12 protein-coding genes are annotated in these 15,841 nt (G+C 55.3%); 10 read left to right on the top strand and 2 right to left on the bottom strand.

Features of this window, described 5'->3' with window-relative positions; all coding sequences use genetic code 11:
- Nucleotides 1-33 precede the first annotated feature (33 nt).
- Together AC6IZD_RS18830 and AC6IZD_RS18825 are read right to left on the bottom strand one after the other, a co-directional pair.
- Nucleotides 34-2,451 carry a hypothetical protein gene (locus AC6IZD_RS18830; RefSeq protein ID WP_497785198.1) on the bottom strand — a complete coding sequence of 806 codons (2,418 nt, stop codon included), beginning with the start codon at nt 2,449-2,451 and terminating at the stop codon, nt 34-36.
- Between the two features lie 17 nt (nt 2,452-2,468).
- Nucleotides 2,469-3,353: a DmsE family decaheme c-type cytochrome gene (locus AC6IZD_RS18825; protein WP_497785196.1), complete on the bottom strand. Its 885-nt coding sequence runs from the start codon at nt 3,351-3,353 to the stop codon at nt 2,469-2,471.
- A gap of 1,320 nt (nt 3,354-4,673) precedes the next feature.
- Between AC6IZD_RS18825 and AC6IZD_RS18820 the strand changes: the two genes are divergently transcribed.
- The 10 genes from AC6IZD_RS18820 (at nt 4,674) to AC6IZD_RS18775 (ending at nt 15,691) form a co-directional block, all read left to right on the top strand.
- The gene (locus tag AC6IZD_RS18820) at nt 4,674-4,913 is read left to right on the top strand and encodes a hypothetical protein (RefSeq protein WP_497785194.1); all 240 of its coding nucleotides are present in this window, start codon (nt 4,674-4,676) and stop codon (nt 4,911-4,913) included.
- 363 nt (nt 4,914-5,276) lie between these two features.
- Complete coding sequence (locus AC6IZD_RS18815) at nt 5,277-6,482, top strand: GumC family protein (protein WP_497785192.1); 1,206 nt, start codon at nt 5,277-5,279, stop codon at nt 6,480-6,482.
- Nucleotides 6,483-6,745: 263 nt separating this feature from the next.
- Nucleotides 6,746-7,498: an O-fucosyltransferase family protein gene (locus AC6IZD_RS18810; protein ID WP_497785190.1), complete on the top strand. Its 753-nt coding sequence runs from the start codon at nt 6,746-6,748 to the stop codon at nt 7,496-7,498.
- A gap of 17 nt (nt 7,499-7,515) precedes the next feature.
- Nucleotides 7,516-8,529, top strand: coding sequence for a glycosyltransferase family 10 domain-containing protein (locus AC6IZD_RS18805; protein WP_497785188.1), 1,014 nt, complete (start codon nt 7,516-7,518; stop codon nt 8,527-8,529).
- 6 nt (nt 8,530-8,535) lie between these two features.
- Nucleotides 8,536-9,471, top strand: a complete 936-nt coding sequence (locus AC6IZD_RS18800) for a glycosyltransferase family 2 protein (RefSeq protein WP_497785187.1) — start codon at nt 8,536-8,538, stop codon at nt 9,469-9,471.
- A 63-nt stretch (nt 9,472-9,534) separates the two neighbouring features.
- Nucleotides 9,535-10,656: an EpsG family protein gene (locus tag AC6IZD_RS18795; RefSeq protein ID WP_497785185.1), complete on the top strand. Its 1,122-nt coding sequence runs from the start codon at nt 9,535-9,537 to the stop codon at nt 10,654-10,656.
- 13 nt (nt 10,657-10,669) lie between these two features.
- Complete coding sequence (locus AC6IZD_RS18790) at nt 10,670-11,980, top strand: glycosyltransferase family 4 protein (RefSeq protein WP_497785184.1); 1,311 nt, start codon at nt 10,670-10,672, stop codon at nt 11,978-11,980.
- Nucleotides 11,977-13,449: a lipid II flippase MurJ gene (locus AC6IZD_RS18785; protein WP_497785183.1), complete on the top strand. Its 1,473-nt coding sequence runs from the start codon at nt 11,977-11,979 to the stop codon at nt 13,447-13,449. The genes AC6IZD_RS18790 and AC6IZD_RS18785 overlap by 4 nt, the downstream gene beginning before the upstream one ends.
- On the top strand, nt 13,446-14,516 hold the full coding sequence (locus AC6IZD_RS18780; RefSeq protein ID WP_497785182.1) for a glycosyltransferase family 4 protein: 1,071 nt from the start codon (nt 13,446-13,448) through the stop codon (nt 14,514-14,516). Before AC6IZD_RS18785 ends, AC6IZD_RS18780 begins: the two co-directional genes overlap by 4 nt.
- On the top strand, nt 14,513-15,691 hold the full coding sequence (locus tag AC6IZD_RS18775; RefSeq protein ID WP_497785181.1) for a DUF1972 domain-containing protein: 1,179 nt from the start codon (nt 14,513-14,515) through the stop codon (nt 15,689-15,691). Before AC6IZD_RS18780 ends, AC6IZD_RS18775 begins: the two co-directional genes overlap by 4 nt.
- The last annotated feature ends 150 nt before the right edge of the window (nt 15,692-15,841 follow it).

The following is a 15,841-nucleotide window of genomic DNA, read 5'->3' as shown; positions in this document are numbered from 1 at the left end:
CGGAGGGCGATCTTGCGACCGCCCTCCTGATGGCTAGAACGAGTAACGCAGGGCCAAGGTCATTACGTTGCCGTGGAAATCACGGGCAGCCGCAGAAGAGACCTGGCTTCCTTTTTCGTTGTAATCGTAGTTGTTGAAGTTTCCTTTGAACGTGACACCCTTGGCAAGATCAACCGCGACACCTGCAACCGGACGGTGCCAGTTGAAGGCAAGCGTGCCCAGCGGCTGCCACGGATACAGACCGTTATAGTATCCGGCAGTCGTCTGTGTGGTGCTCACGACGGCGTTGCCAGTAGAGTCAACCGGCATCTGGAAGGCAGCACCGTTGTCGGCGCGCAGCCAGTTCTGGTTTCCGCTGTTGCTGGCGATGTCGTATCCGAAGTTGAAGCGGACACGGTGTACAGGCTTCACGACCAACATTGCATAGCCGCTATTGGTGTTCTCTTTGTAAATCGAGAACAGCGGATAGGCGTTGGTGCGATTGGCGCCTGTGGTGTACGTGCAATAGCCGGAGAATCCATAGTTGGCGGAACCCGGAGTAAGAGGCACGCACTCAGGAGCGTTTTCGTATACCTGATCCAACGACCAACCGAGATCCACGTCGAACATACGGCTCGGATGCAGAGCCAGGTTCAAGCTGTAGAAGCGGGTGTGCGCTTTGTACTGTTCGCCCTTCGCAGCATAGGCACTGGGGAACAACGCATCGCCATCGTTTCTGCGCTCGTCGAACGCCACGGCGCCATCGATCGTTGCCCAGCTCTTAAGGTCATAGGAGCTGTCGATCTTGATCGTCTGAGCGTGACGCGGCGTGATCGCCGTGTAAGCACCGTCTGCAGACATCAGGTCAGTATCAACCTTGATCTGCCAAGCCTCGGCCGGGCGAACTCGGAAGCCGATAAGAGCGTGATGCTCGGTTTCCGTATCGGAGCCAGTCGAAGGAGTTCCGGCGGTGGTTACGTTGGTGGTGAGGTTCAGGGTGTTTGTCTTGGCGCGATCATTGATCTCGCGGATGCCGATCTTGTATCCAACCCAGGCAGCAAACTTGGTCGAAGGCGTCCAGTTCAACTGCATGGTGTCGTACTTGGAGTCTTCACCAAAGAAGTTGTAGTAGAGGCTTTGGGTAGTCGGGTTAGGCAGAGTCGCTGGAGCCAGGATGGTACCAGCCGTTAGCGTCGAGGTCGCGGTGCCGGTCAACATGCCGGCTGCGGGCAGCCTCCAATTAACCCAGCGGAATTTCTCATCGAAGCTCCAGCTCGGGCTGATGTGGATGGTCGCCTTGAAGTCGGCATTGGACGTGAACTGCGAAACCAGCGAGTTCCCGTAGATCCCATTCTGCGTGTACGTGGGATTGGAGAAGCGGCTGTACAACTCGGTGTAGGAACTGTTGCGTGCGGTTCCAGCCGTGTAGCTCACCGATCCAGAAAGATCGACGTGGCTAATGGAGCTGGAAGTGAACGCGAACTGGTGCGTAGGCAGAACCGTTCTAACCGGCTGCGTACGGCTATAAGCGATGAATCCGCTACAGGTGGCATTCACAACGTTTCCGCTGGAGAATGTGCAACCCGAAGGAAGGTTGGCTTTCGGATCGTAGGTGAATCCCGGATCGATCAGCAAACCAGTGGTTCCAAGCTTATAGATGTTGTGTGCGTCAGAAACGCCAGCGGTGTCGTTGCGGTCGCGCTGGTAAATGAAGTCATAGCTGAACTGAGTCTTCTGCCATGGCTTCACATCCAAGCCCACGCGATAGCGGTTCGAACGCGTGCTGTAGTTCTGCAGATAGATAAGATCGCCAGGGCTGTGTACCGATGTGTATGCGGGGCCCTGATCCTGTCCGCGCGAATATCCGAAACGGAAGCTCACCCACGACTGCGGAAGCACTTTGAGATCGATGTCGCCCATGCTGCGGCGAGTGTTCATAAAGTGCGGCGAAGTTGCGAAGGAGTTCACATTCAGCGTATTGGGAACGGCCAGCGAGTTATCAAGCAGGCTGTAATCTGAATAGTACTGATCGTGACGATACTGTACCGACAGGTCATACAGCTTCGTCTTGGACATGCGCAAACGGCCGACCTGGTTCGGGTCACCGCCGAAGCCCATCATCGATTCATCCAAGCTGTCATACAACGTGCCGGGGTGGCCGAAGGAACGCATCGTTACCGACTGGTCCAGCAGGCGCACTCCGTCCTGGAGATTGACGAGTGTGTTGTACATTGAGTGGTTGCCGCCGAAACCGGAGGACACGCGTCCGCCGAGTTCAATGGACTGATGTACGGTGTAGTTCTGCCATACTTCGCCCTTGGGCTTCGCCTGTTCATCTTCCTGTGCTACGGAGAAGGCAGACAGTGCAACCGCTAGAGAAGCAATTCCAGCAATGCGCTTCCAGGTCATTCCGGACATCCTATGCGACGCGCTTCCAGCAAGGAGGCGCTGAGATTCAACTTTCGTTTTCATGGTCAGTTCCTCCTTCCTTATTTAAAGAACCGGGCGTTGGCATTGGAGCCGTGGATCTGAGAGTGGCAAGCAGTGCAAGACTGACGAGCTACGTTCTGACTGTGGTTTCCGCCGGCATTCATACCGCTGGTCAGCGACGAGTGGCAGTTGATGCAAAGCGTATTGGTGCGTGCACGCGTCAGCAGGCGCGGATTGTTCGATCCGTGCGGATTGTGGCACGCCGAGCAACCTTCGGTCTTGACCGGAGCGTGTTCGAACACAAACGGGCCACGCTTTTCGGTGTGGCAACGGAAGCAGACGGCGTCCTGCGATGCAGCGGAGCGCAACTGATGCTCAACATTGCCGCCGTGAACGTTGTGGCAATCGGCGCACTTGATGAGGCCTTCGTTTACGCGATGGTGGAAAGACTTGTTGAAATCCGCCTTCGCCTTCGCGTGGCAGGAGTAGCAAAGACCCGGATCCTTCTTAACTAGCTGTGCGGGTTCGGTGTTGCCGTGCGCCGCATGGCAAGAGGTACAGGTAACGCCTGCGCGGCTGTGCTTGGAATTGATGAATCCCTGGTGATCCTGATTGTTCTCGTGACACTTGATGCACTGCGCGGTCACATCCTCGGGCTTGGCACCCTTGAAGGTGAAGATCTTGGTCTTGTCCCCACCGGCTTCCACGTGAGCAGAAGCAGGGCCGTGACAGCTTTCGCAACCGTGCACATCCTTGCCATTGACCTTGGCGTCGCCATTCATTCCAAGAGCATGGAAGTGCTTGGTGCCTTTTACATCATCGAACTGCTTTTCATGGCAGGTCTTGCATTGGGCAGATCCTACGTATGTTGCACCGGGGATCGCATGTTGAGATTTTAAGACATTCGACTGCGCTGCTTTTCCGTCCTTACCTACTGCAAACATTTGCAAGGACCAGAAACACAGAACAGCGAATGTGCAGACTGCGTGTTTCTTTAGAATTTTTGTACTGAAGTCACTCATTTACGTCTAATTACCTTCAATTTCAGACAGAAAACCTGCCGTGAGCCCGCAAGCGGGGAAAACTCGGAATCAACAAAATACAGCTATTCTGAATTTCCAAACTCTACATACCATGTCTGCGTGAGCTGGAAAGATGATATGCATCACAAAGTCTGAAACTGAAGGTCCTCGTCCTTTCTGTTTGGACACGGAGCAGGCGAACCCAAATTACCGCTCCGATATATCTGTCAGAAAAACATTGGCCTATTAAGCCGGCCAGCTCGAGATTCCTGGCTGAGCTCGCGGCAGTTCGCACAACATTAAACGGGTGTCAGCAGACAAAACCTAAGCCCGTTTGTGAATTTATTGAATCTGGGCAAAATCGAGGGAATCTAATCGAGACTTCTCTGGCAAGACGTTATCTTGACTTCAGTGTGCTCGGGGTCCATGTGGACGTCTGGAGCTCAACAGGGGTATGCAGACAATGTCTCGTCGGACATAGCGACCGCATCGCGCCGAGATGCGAATTGAGTCACATAAGGCGATAATGTCTGAAACAATACTGAAATGCGGTTTTCAGCTGATGTGCTTGTTGAACCAACGCATTTAACTTGGGAACATAGGTCAGGAAGATGGTTGGGCCAGCTATCGATGGGAATTGAAAAACGGGTGCGCTTATTCTTTGCAGGGGGGTGTCATGTAATTGGATTCCCTTTTGGAAACGATTACGGGTTTCCCGCACTAACTTCAGAGTGGATTCAGCGTTCCATGCAAACCAACGTCGAGTATGACCTCCTCGAATACGTAAAATTGTCCTCTATCAGTCGAATACTAGAACGTATGCGAGAATGCCATCCTGACGTGGTCGTTCTGCAACTTGGAAACCTTGAAACTGCCCCGTCGCTGCGGAAGGCTGCGCACCGTTTCTTGCCGTGGACCTTTAAGCAGTCAGTGCCACTTGTACGCAAGTCAGATCAATTATTCACACCTGCAGATCCCAGCCGTTGTCTGCAATCTAGTTTTATTGCACGATTGAAGAACTCGACACGCTACACATTTGCAAGGGGTTTGAATTCGCTTGGGCGAGCTGTTTTCAATCCTGAGTTACTTGAGCCTCCGACGAGACAGTTGCTCCAAGAGATTCGCAACGCAACGAATGCTGTTGTCTACGTCCTTAGCCCCTTGCCTTGTGCTGACAAATGGGTCTGGTACAACAGAATAGCTTTAGCTTCGATTCTCAAACGCTTGGCTTCGCAGCACCAAATGATGTTCGTAGACTCGTCGTGTGGTTTCTCAATGGCACACGACAAGGAATTCTCGCCGAGATATTTCTCGGACCCATTTCATCTCAGTGTAGACGGACAGAGGATGCTGGCGAACACGCTCTCGAAGCGCATGATTGAAGACTGGGAGTTGATTTCGGCTCAGTCCACTATGCAAACATCACCCGAGATCATTGCGGATCACTTGGATGTGAAGGACACTTCTGTAGCTATAGGGTGAGCGTGTGTATCAACGGCGCGAATACGTCGAGTACCAATAATAAGCTCATCAACATTAGGTCCTAGTGGAAGAGTTAATCGATGTTCAATTCCGGTTCGACATTGAACCCGAACGGCGGAAAGCGTGGCAAGGCAGTGTTATTCTAGGTACCGGTTCATCGCTCTACCGTCCGTGTGCCTCGTTGGATCAGGGTTATTCACCCAGATGCGATTGCATCTGCACGCTTGGAATTGGAGTTGCAATGCGCTCTATCAAGGACTGGTCGCAGGTTTCGGGCAGATCGGGTGCAGGGAAAGACCTCTACACGCGGGATGAATAAGTATAGCGTGAAGTTTAAAGCCTCCCCACATTCAAGGAATCAAAATGTCAACTGAGCAGGTCGAAAGTACAGCTACAGCAAAGGTCGATGTCGTTCAAATCGGCGGCGGGTCCGATCCGAATGTAATTGGCGTGCTGGAGTTGTTCGCGATCATAATGAAGCGGAAAGTTTTTATTGCCCGCACGACCGTCGCGGTAGCAATTATTGCGGCTGGTGTTTCATTACTCATTCCGAATCGATACACCGCAACAACGAGCCTGTTGCCTCCGCAACAACCTCAGTCACTGGCGTCGGCACTTGCTGCACAGATGGGTGGAGCTGGAGGCATGCTTGGTTCGGTTGCTGGTGGCAATCTGGGGCTCAAGAACCCAAATGACATTTACATCGGAATGCTGAGGAGCCGAGTGGTAGGAGATGCACTGGTCAAGAGATTTGATCTGACGAAGGTCTACCACGTTCAGCGAGGATCGGACGCGCGCAACCGTTTACAGGGTGCGACGGATATCCAGCATGCGAAAGAAGGATTCATCACGGTGTCGGTCGAAGATAAGGACCGGAAGCGTGCCGCGGATATTGCAAATGCTTACGTGGACGAACTCCGCAATCTTACGTCAAATTTGGCAATTACAGAAGCAGGACAACGGCGCTTGTTCTTCGAGCAGCAACTACGAAAGTCCAAAGATGATCTCGCCAACGCAGAGATAAGACTTAAAGAGACACAGCAGAAAACCGGTCTTATCCAGATGGATAGCCAGGCTAAGGCCATTATCGAGTCTGTGGCGGCGATACGGGCGCAGATTTCCGCCAAAGAAGTACAACTGCAAGCAATGCAATACTCCGCTACCGACCAGAATCCCGATGTGCTGAGACTTCGTGAGGAGTTGGCGGGATTGCGGGCGCAATCGGCAAAGCTTGAGAGACAGCAGAACGCGGGTGGTGGCGACATCCAGATACCGACTGGGAAAGTCCCAGAAGTGGGTTTGGAGTACATTCGTGCTTTAAGAGATGTGAAGTATTACGAGACGGTCTTCGAGTTACTCGCCAAGCAACTCGAGGTTTCGAAACTGGACGAGGCTCGTCACGGTGCAGTGATTCAGGTTTTGGACCCTGCGATCGAACCGGACAGGAAGAGCTCACCGAAACGCGGGCTCATTGTGGTGGTGTCGATAATGCTCGGGTTCTTCGTGTCCGTTGTCTGGGTGCTGGCCTCGGAGATTACGGATAAAATGCGGGCCGAACTTGATAAGTAGCACAATCGAAAAGATTAAGGGAAGTACATACAGGATGTGCTCTTGGAGAGTACGCGCCGGATTCGTGGGCCAATTTTAAAGGGCAGCGGAGGATACTGAGTGCGGGCGACCTTATCCGATTTGAATACACTCAGGAAGAAAACATTGAAAAAAGCGTTGATCACCGGAGTCACGGGCCAGGATGGTCTCTGTATCGCGGAGCTGCTTCTGAAGCACCACCGAATTCCCGGGGGTTTCGAGACCCTCGCGCCGCTGGGTTTCTGATGGAAACACACGCAGTCCTACGCACCCACGGTGGGCTCGGCAATCAGTTGTTTCAAGTGTTTTTCGGCCGCTTGTTTGCCGAGCAAAAAGGTTTAACACTATGCGAGGTGCATGACCTTAACTACCGTCATGCGTTTCCTCGAAGCGTGGAGCTTGCGCGTGGTGGCGATCCATCTACGTGGCAAAGATGGATCTCCGCGGTCCGGGTCCCCAAAGTGCTGGAGCGAGTGTGCAGGCAATCCAATGAGCCGTGGCAGCTTGGCCGCAGCTTCTATCTCGATGGTTACTTCCAGTGCGCCGAGAATTATGAGTCGTTTCCGGCCGATATGATTTCTCGTCAGTTGCAGCAGTTGGCGGATGAGCTGGCCATCGAACCCGCCCAACTTGATTCTTGTCTGGTGCACCTCCGCTTGGGCGATTTCTTCTCCGATCGTACTGCCGCGCGAGCTCATGTAATGAAGCGGTTGGCGTACGTGCCGCAAGACTCGAATGTAATGACCAACGATGAGGCTCTACTCCGGGAACCCGAAGTAGCTGAGGTCATGGCATCGCGCAATCTCGAACTGGTCAACACCGAAGGCATGTCTGCTGAGCAGGTGCTTCGCACCATGGCTCGTTACTGCCGCATTGACGCCAACGACAGCACCCTGACCTTCTGGTCCTCTGTTCTCGGCGGTTGCGAAGTGCCGTTGCGCGACGAACGCTTGCGCGCCTGCCGCGATCTGCTTGTCCGGCGCCGGTTAGGTCTGTGAAGAAAGGCTCAGTTTGCATGTTGCACATCAACATCCTTACCCGATACAACTTTCCTCTTTTTGCGCAGCACGCTGATGCGGACCGATTCGGCGACCGGATCCGTCTTGTTGAGAACAGCGATGAGGGTCGCGACTGGGATCTCGTGATCGTGTTTGACGGTTTGCCCTCGCCGCGAACCATGCGTGTCAAGAGTGGTGGGCTGATCTTTATCGCGGGCGAGCCTCCTGATGGAGTGCGTTACACCTCGGCTTTTCTGGACCAGTTTGACCACAGTTTCTGCGCGCATGCGTATGCCCGGAAGCGCCCTTCCAACAGTTCCGAACAGCATTTCAACGATTGGCACTTTGGCTTCAACCTTTCTGATCGAAGCCGCCGGTGGACCCACAATGCGCTACGAAATCTGCCCGCTCCGGTTAAGACGAAAGACATGTCCGTTATCATGTCCAATTTGGCTTACATGCCCAACCATTTGAAACGGCGTCATTTTCTTGCACGGCTGCAGGAGCGCTTTGGTGAGCGTATAGACGTGTTCGGACGTGGGCACCGATTCATTCCTTACAAAGATGATGCGCTACTGCCTTACCGGTTTCACGTCTGTATAGAAAATTGCCAGGAACCTGACTTGTGGACGGAGAAACTGTCGGACCCGTTTCTTGGTTGGTCCATCCCAGTTTATGGCGGATGTCCGAATGTTCACCGCTATTTCCCGGAAGACGCTGTGGTTCGTCTGGACATGGATGACGTCGAGGGCTCGCTGGCAATCATCGGCCGATTGTTGGAGAATCCTCAAGCAGAATACGATCGACGCTTCGATGCTCTGCAAATAGGGCGGAAGCTGGTACTCGGCGATTACGATATCATCCACTTAGCTGAGCGATTGTCGGCTTCAGCGGCGTCCGCCGCTGTAAGCGAACGTGTAGTCTATCCGAATGAACTATGTCGCGGATACGCTGTTGCCGACTACTCGATGCGGGTGCGGCGTTCACTTTATCGCAGGTATTTTTTGTTGACCAGACCGAGTATTAGGTGACTTTTTATGATTCAACTCAGCATAGTCGTGCCTGTCTACAAGGTTGAGCCCTGGATCGAGCGCTGTCTGCGCAGTATCACAGAGGACCCTGTTTTTGTTGATGCCTGTGAGTTGATCGTGGTGGACGATGGCTCACCTGACTACAGTATCAAGATTGCCGAAGAGGTTTGCGCCGGCTTGCCGAACGTGCGTTTCATCCGGCAGTCGAACAAGGGTTTAGGAACTGCGCGGAACGCTGGGGCCGACGCTGTCAATGGCAAGTACCTGTGGTTCGTCGACAGTGATGACTGGCTGACAGAAAACAGTTTGTCGCGCGTGTTGCAGGCCCTACGCCTGCAACCGGACCTAGATGTGCTGAATGTAGGTTATGTCATGTCCGACGGAAAGCACAGCACTGTCGTGAATCACGCGCAGCCCGGCGTAATTTACTCCGGCGAGGACTACCTCTCGCTCACTTGCGTGCAAAACGGGGTGCCTTTCTACGTCTGGTCAACTTCGTTCTACCGTGCTTACGGGCTGCGGTTTGAGCAAGCTATTTATCACGAAGATGCGTTGTTTACTCCGCAGGCCCTTTACCGGGCGCAACGGGTGAGCAGGCTCGCGCACGATTCATACGTGTACAACGTGCGTGAGGGCTCAATCATGAACTCGGGCAAGTTCCTAAAGCATGCACTTGACATGATACACGTAGTTCAAAGCCTCGAGCGCTTTCGCCTGAGTAATGCGGCGAACGGTCGAGGCACACGAGTTCTGGCAACTTACAGCGCACTGGCAGTTGGCGCTATCTACTACTACTGGAAGCGCCTGGATGCCCAGGAGAGGATACGATTAGCCGCTCATCTGCAGACGGCGACGCTGCTACGGCCAGTGCTACGTTCTTGGCGTCTCAAGTATCTGTATTCGATTGCAATCATGCAGCTGTCGGTGATCGGCCGCGCGTAACATCTGGGCAACTTCGACCCGACCCATAACATGCTACTAGCCTACATTGTTTACATATCGCTGATGACCACACTGGTGACCACTTGGAGTCTGGCGGCGCTGGCGGCTCATCCGCCGGCGTGGCGCCGCAATGCGATCCCGGTTTCTGAGGCGCTGGCGCTGGCGATGGCGATGGCAGTATCGGTGCTGCTATATGGTCTGGTTTTGGGTCTGCGTTACAACGTTGGCGGTGACTATCCAGGATACGTGACCTACTACCTCGGGGCCGTGAAAGGGGTCCACGCATCCGATGTCCCCTATGAAAGGGGTTTTTATTGGATTATTCGTGCGCTGCGGGCGCTCGAACTGCCGCCGGCGTCCCTTTTCGTGGTCACCTGCACGCTGCAGATGCTGTTCATGACGATCTGGCTGCGGCGCAACACTGTCATCGCATCTTGGTACGTTTACTTTTTCTTCACCAGCCTGCTGGTGTTTGAGTCGCTGAATGGCGTTCGCCAGGCGCTCGCCTATTCCATTGTGCTTTCGGCGATGCCCGCATTGATTGAGAAGAGGTTCTTGCGCTACATAATACTTGTGTGTGGAGCAGGTCTTATACACCAAACCGCCTTCATATTCCTGCCGTTGTATTTCCTCCTCGACCGCGATTGGGTGCCCAATCGCTATCTACAGATGACAGTACTACTCTTGGCGTACGTAGCCGGGCACCAATTCAGTGAGCAGCTGCTTCAGTTGCTGCCGCTACTTTCACTGGCTTTGAATTACAACGGCTATAGCAGTTTGCAGGATGCACTGTTCTTTGAGAAGCCAGTTTCCGGCGTTAGCCCAGGAATGATCTTCATATTGCTAATCGACTTATTCATCATCTATTCGGCTCCCATGATGAAGCGGCGTTTCGAGGGGCGGGGGTTCCGAGTCTACTACAACCTGTACCTGATCGGGGCTTTGATGACCCCAATAGCGATGTACACTAACTACATCCCGTTTGGGCGATTTGCGTTCAGCTTCACCGCGTTCAAGCCCGTAGCGCTGGCGTTCGTGGTGACTGGTTGGCTTGGCAATAAAGAAGGAAAGAACCGGCTTGCAATGCGTCTGGGTGTGATGGCGCTTGTTGCCGCCTACATGTTGTGGTTCCTGATGGCCATTTGGAATAAGGCGGCAACGTGTGCACCATTTCAGTTCGTTTAATTGTGAATATCAGATGCCTCGTCCGAAAGTCCTATTATTGGCGTACATGGTTTCTCCACTACGCGGTTCCGAATATGCGGTGGCTTGGAACTACATTACCTGGATGTCGAAGTATTGCGACTTTACCGTGCTTTACGGCTCTGCTGGGACGCACATGGGTGACTTCGAAGAACTGGCCGCCCCGATGCTTTTCAAGTTACTGCCAAGTGTAAAGTTTGTTCCGGTTCCCCCGCCGGTGTTTGCACGGTTGTTAAATGCGGCTAATCGCCGAGGCTGGCTCACTTACAGTTTCTACCTGGCCTACCGCCTGTGGCACCACGAGGCCGGGCGCGTGGCGCGACGGCTAGCTCGAGAACAAAGTTTCGACCTTGTCCACTACCTGGGGCCGATCGGTTACCGGGAACCAGGAACACTGTGGCGTATGGACTTGCCCTATGTTTGGGGACCGATCGGTGGCGCAACAAACCTCCCTTGGGTGCTGGCTCGGGCACTGCCAGTGGGAGGCCGCATTAAGCTGGGCTTGCGTGCAGTGGCAAATTGGTTCCAATTGCGCTTCAGCAGGCGCGTGCAACGCGCTTTGTCGCGTGCAGACGTACTGTTGACAGCCACCACCGAGAACCAAGCCATCTTCCGCCGCGTGTTGGGAGCCGAGAGCCTGTATTTGCCTGAAAACGGCGTTGTAGGCGAAATCGCTCTAAATGAGGGGAAATTTCAAGACCTCTCGCGCTTAAGATTGATATGGATTGGCACCGTTGAGGCGCGCAAGGCGCTTACGATTCTGGTTCACGCAATGCAGCGGGTGCGACATGCTGCGCGTTTCGAGGTGCACGTGGTGGGTGACGGCCCGCTTCGCTCCGTATTACAAAGCGCTGTGTCTTCGGCCGGATTAGGATTTCAATTTGTGTGGCATGGCAAAGTTGAGCGTGAGGTGGTTCACAATCTGCTCAACGATGCGCACTTGCATGTTATCACCAGCGTCAGCGAGGGCAATCCGACGGTGGTATGGGAGGCGATGGCATGCGGTGTTCCCACACTGACGATCGACCACTGCGGTATGCACGACACCATTACGGAAGGATCTGGACTGAAAGTGCCGGTTGGGCAATACGACGCAGTGGTGGCCGGTTTCGCTGGCCACCTGGATGCGCTGGCGGAGGACCCGGAGCGGCTGCGGCAGATGGCGCAGCGGGTGTTAGCTGACGCCGAGCGCTTCCACTGGAAGCACAGGCCGGCATTCTGGCTCGATTGTTATGCGAAGGCAGTGGCGCGTCATCGTGAGCGCCGTGGCAGCGCTGAGCTGGAATCGCATGGTATACCGCGGTGAAGCGTCAGTTTCTGCAGTTAGCTACCCTGCGGGGCGTGAAGCTCGGTCTTGCCGTGATGTCGCTGATCCTGTATGGACGCCTGTTCGGCATCGGCCTGCAGATGGACGCCTGGGTGTTTGCCTCAGGGGTGGTGGCATCGGCCGGCATGATGGCCTGGGGGCCCGTCAACGAAATCGCGCGGTCCCGTTTCCTTCAACAAGCCGCTCGTGACGGTTTTGCTTCAGCTGCACGGGGAGCCACGAAACTGCTGCGCTTTACCGCGATGGGAAGCGTGCTACTGGGGCTGTTGTTGTGGTTTGCGGGGCCCTGGCTTTTGAGCATTCTCTACGCGGGAGCGCACAATGATGGCAAGGTGTTGGTGTTGCGCATTTTTGCGCTGATTTTGCCATCGTTAGTGCTGAGTCAAGTACAGTCGCTGGGAAGCGCCTATCTGAACTGCTGCGGGGTGATCTATGCACCTGAATGGATCGCGGTGGGCTCGACGCTGACTAGCCTGGTCAGCGTCTACGGACTGGCTTCTACGCTGGGAGTATACGCGCTGGTGGTGGCCTACTACCTGAACCTCTTGCTGTCAGTGGGCTGCGTGCTGATGCTGTTGCTACGGCGACGTTTTCTGGGCGCCCCGTGGCGGCCAGTTGCGGGCCCCGCAGTGCTCGATTACCTCTGGTTCTCGGCGCCACTGTTCTTATCGTATGGTGCAGGGCAAGCCAACGGATTGCTAGAGAAGGCGCTGTCCTCTTCGCTTGGAGTGGGAATGGTGGCCAGCGTCAACTATTCCTCCCAAATCAAATCTACGCTGCAGGCAGTGATTGCCAGTGTGTTGTTCTCTTTAGCAGTGCCTCGCCTAACCCATGCCGCAACCAGCGGCACGGACGAGGAGTTTGCCGTGGTGTGGCGAGAAGTACAACGTGTGGTGATGGTGTTTTTGCTCGCGGTGCTGCCCCTCATTTGGGGAGGGGCCGATCTGATCGCGGCGATTCTATTCGGGAAGGCACGCGTGAGTGCTGACCAACTCGGTCTGATTGCCGGTCTGATACGCCTCTACTTGGTGGCGCTGGTGCCAGTGTCGCTGTATCTGGTGCATGGAGTAGCGTTGCTGGCGCAGCAAAAGAGCCGCAGCTACGCGGTGTACGGTGTGGTATCCCAACTGATGTCGGCGGCATTCAGCCTGTCGCTGTTGCACGTGCTGGGGGTGCAGGCGTTCCCGCTGGCACTCTTGTTATCCCATGGCGTGGCGGCAATAGCCATGTCGCGGGCGGTGGGGTCATCGCGATCCCTATGGATCGAGCTGATCGGTTGGCTGAGCGTGATCGCGTTGGCAAGCGTACTGGTTCGCTCCCTGGCGTCGTGGACGCACATGAAGCTGAGCTCAGCACCGCCAGCACTGATTCTGGTGTCTGTTTTCTACTGCGCGGCATTGGGGGTCGGTCTGCTGTGGCACCGATCCCGACAGTGGAGAAGTGCATGAGCGCACAGGGACACCAGCGGCACGTGCTGCTGCTGCATCCATTCGATGCAATGGCAGGCTCACAGCGCATCGCCGCTACGCTAGCCCGCGCGCTGCAGGGGCTTGACGTGCCGGTGCAGGTGCATCTGGGATTTGGCACCAACGGCTTTGTGTCGCAGGTGGGCGGAGTCCGCCGATTCTTGGGGGTGAACCGCATCTCCCTGCGCAAGGTGCTGTACCCGCTGTGGATTCTTGCCATGATGCCGCGCATGATCTGGTCGGCATGGCGTGGAAGCCTGGTGTGGGCAAACACTGTGCATGCGATCCCTGCGGTGCTGCCTATGTTGTGGCTGGCACCTAATAGGGTCGTGTTGCACATGCACGAGATCGAGTATCCGCGCATCTTCCAACGATTGTTACGGTGGTCAGCTTCCCGCGGCGCGCACGTTCTGTGCGTATCGAATCTGCACCGCCAACGGCTGGGTGTGCCTGCGCATGTCTTGCCAAACTGCGTTGACCATAGCAGCGACACCACGCCGCTGGATCCACCGATATTGCTGTTTGTTGGTGAGGTATCTGCATCAAAAGGATTCCCATTGTTCGTTGAGGTGGCTCGACGGTTGCCTCCTGCCGGCGTCCGTACTGTTGCTTGTGTACCTGGCATTCCCTTGTCCGCACGTAGCTGGGCGGAGGCCGCGCAAGCAGCAAACGTGGAGATTCGCTGCGGCCTCTCAGACCCGCTTCAGATGTTTGCGGGGGCTTCCCTCTTGCTGCAATGTACCGACCCATCACTGTGGACCGAGACTTTTTCTTTGGTAATGGCTGAGTCGCTGGCCTGTGGCGTCCCCGTGGCCACAGCTGGCACAGCTGTGGCACCCGAAATTTTGGGTGATGCATGGGCGTTCGATGTGCCCACACGTGCCCCGGAAGACATCGCGGCTGCGGTGCTGGCTCTGCTGAATGATCCGCCTCGCCTTCAATCGCTGCGCTCCGCCGCACGTGCTCGCCGGGCACATTTCTCATTCCATTCTTTTCAAAAGCGCGTGTCCGATGTGTTGGATCGCTTGTCAGGGGAGCAAACGCGGTGAGTGGGGCACAACCGGAACTCAACAGGAATACGATGATTGGCGTTGTCGGTACGGTCGGCGTACCAGGTCGCTACGGCGGCTTCGAGACGCTAGCCGAGCAACTGGCGCGACGTATCACACCCTCGATGGCACGGTTGGTGCTTTACTGCCAGCGCAGTGCTTACCCCGAAATACGCGGTCAGGCTGATACCCGATTCTTAGGACACCGAAGGGTATTCATGCCATTGCGCGCTAATGGACCAGCCAGCTTATTGCACGATGCGTTGACGATGCTGCACGCGGCGCTGGTGGCGCGCGTGGACGTGATGCTGGTGCTGGGCTATTCCGGTGCTTGGGCGCTTCCAATCATGCGTCTGTTGCGTCCGCATATGCTCATTGTCACCAACATCGACGGTATGGAATGGCGACGCGAGAAATTCGGGCCGCGCGCCAAGCGGGTGCTTCGCTGGCTAGAGGACTGTGCAGTGCGCTTCTCGCACCGCGTTATTGCCGACAATGCAGCCTTGGTGCCCTTGGTCCAGGCTATTCACCCCGGACTTCATCCTCTATTGATTGCCTACGGCGGTGATCACACCATGGTGCCGCCAGCTGTGTCGCCAGTGCCCGTTACGCCACCATATTACCTGTCGATTGCGCGTATCGAGCCTGAGAATAACTGCGAAATGATTCTGAAGGCATTTGACGTGGAGCCTTCACGTCGGTTGGTGTTTGTTGGTAACTGGAATGCAAGCACCTATGGTCGGGATCTGAAAGCGTGTTACGCTCGGCGTCCTCACATGTACCTGCTCGATCCGGTGTACGACCTCGCAGTATTGGCGGCGCTCCGCGCGGGTGCCTGCGGTTATGTCCATGGCCACAGTGTGGGCGGCACTAACCCATCGTTGGTGGAGGCCTTGTTTCATACCTCGCGGATTCTGGCTTTTGACTGCTCATTCAACCGCAGTACGCTCGGCGGACAAGGTGCCTACTTTGCCGATGAAGAGACACTCGGCAACCTGTTGCGGACCGACGTCAACTTGGACATGGCACGCTCTGTGGTACAGACGCTACATCGACGCTACCGATGGGACAACATTGCGGAGGCTTATCTAAACGCTTGCAGTGTGAAACTCGTACCAAGTGAGCGCGAGTGCCGTGAACCTCGAACCAGCCCGAGAGGTGGGCAATGCGTTTAGGCTAACTTCTGGGTCCGCACTTCGCGCTGTGTACAAAGACGGCCCGGGCGCGCACTGCGGCGGACTTACTCCCTCACCATTTTGAGCAATCGTCGCACTTGGCTCCACTCCGGTCCTTCCCGCAGCCCTGACGTGCGTGAAAAGAATTTC

Source organism: Koromonas humicola, from assembly GCF_059726255.1.
The sequence above is the reverse complement of the archived record's forward strand: the minus strand, read 5'-3'. Positions and strand labels throughout refer to the sequence as shown.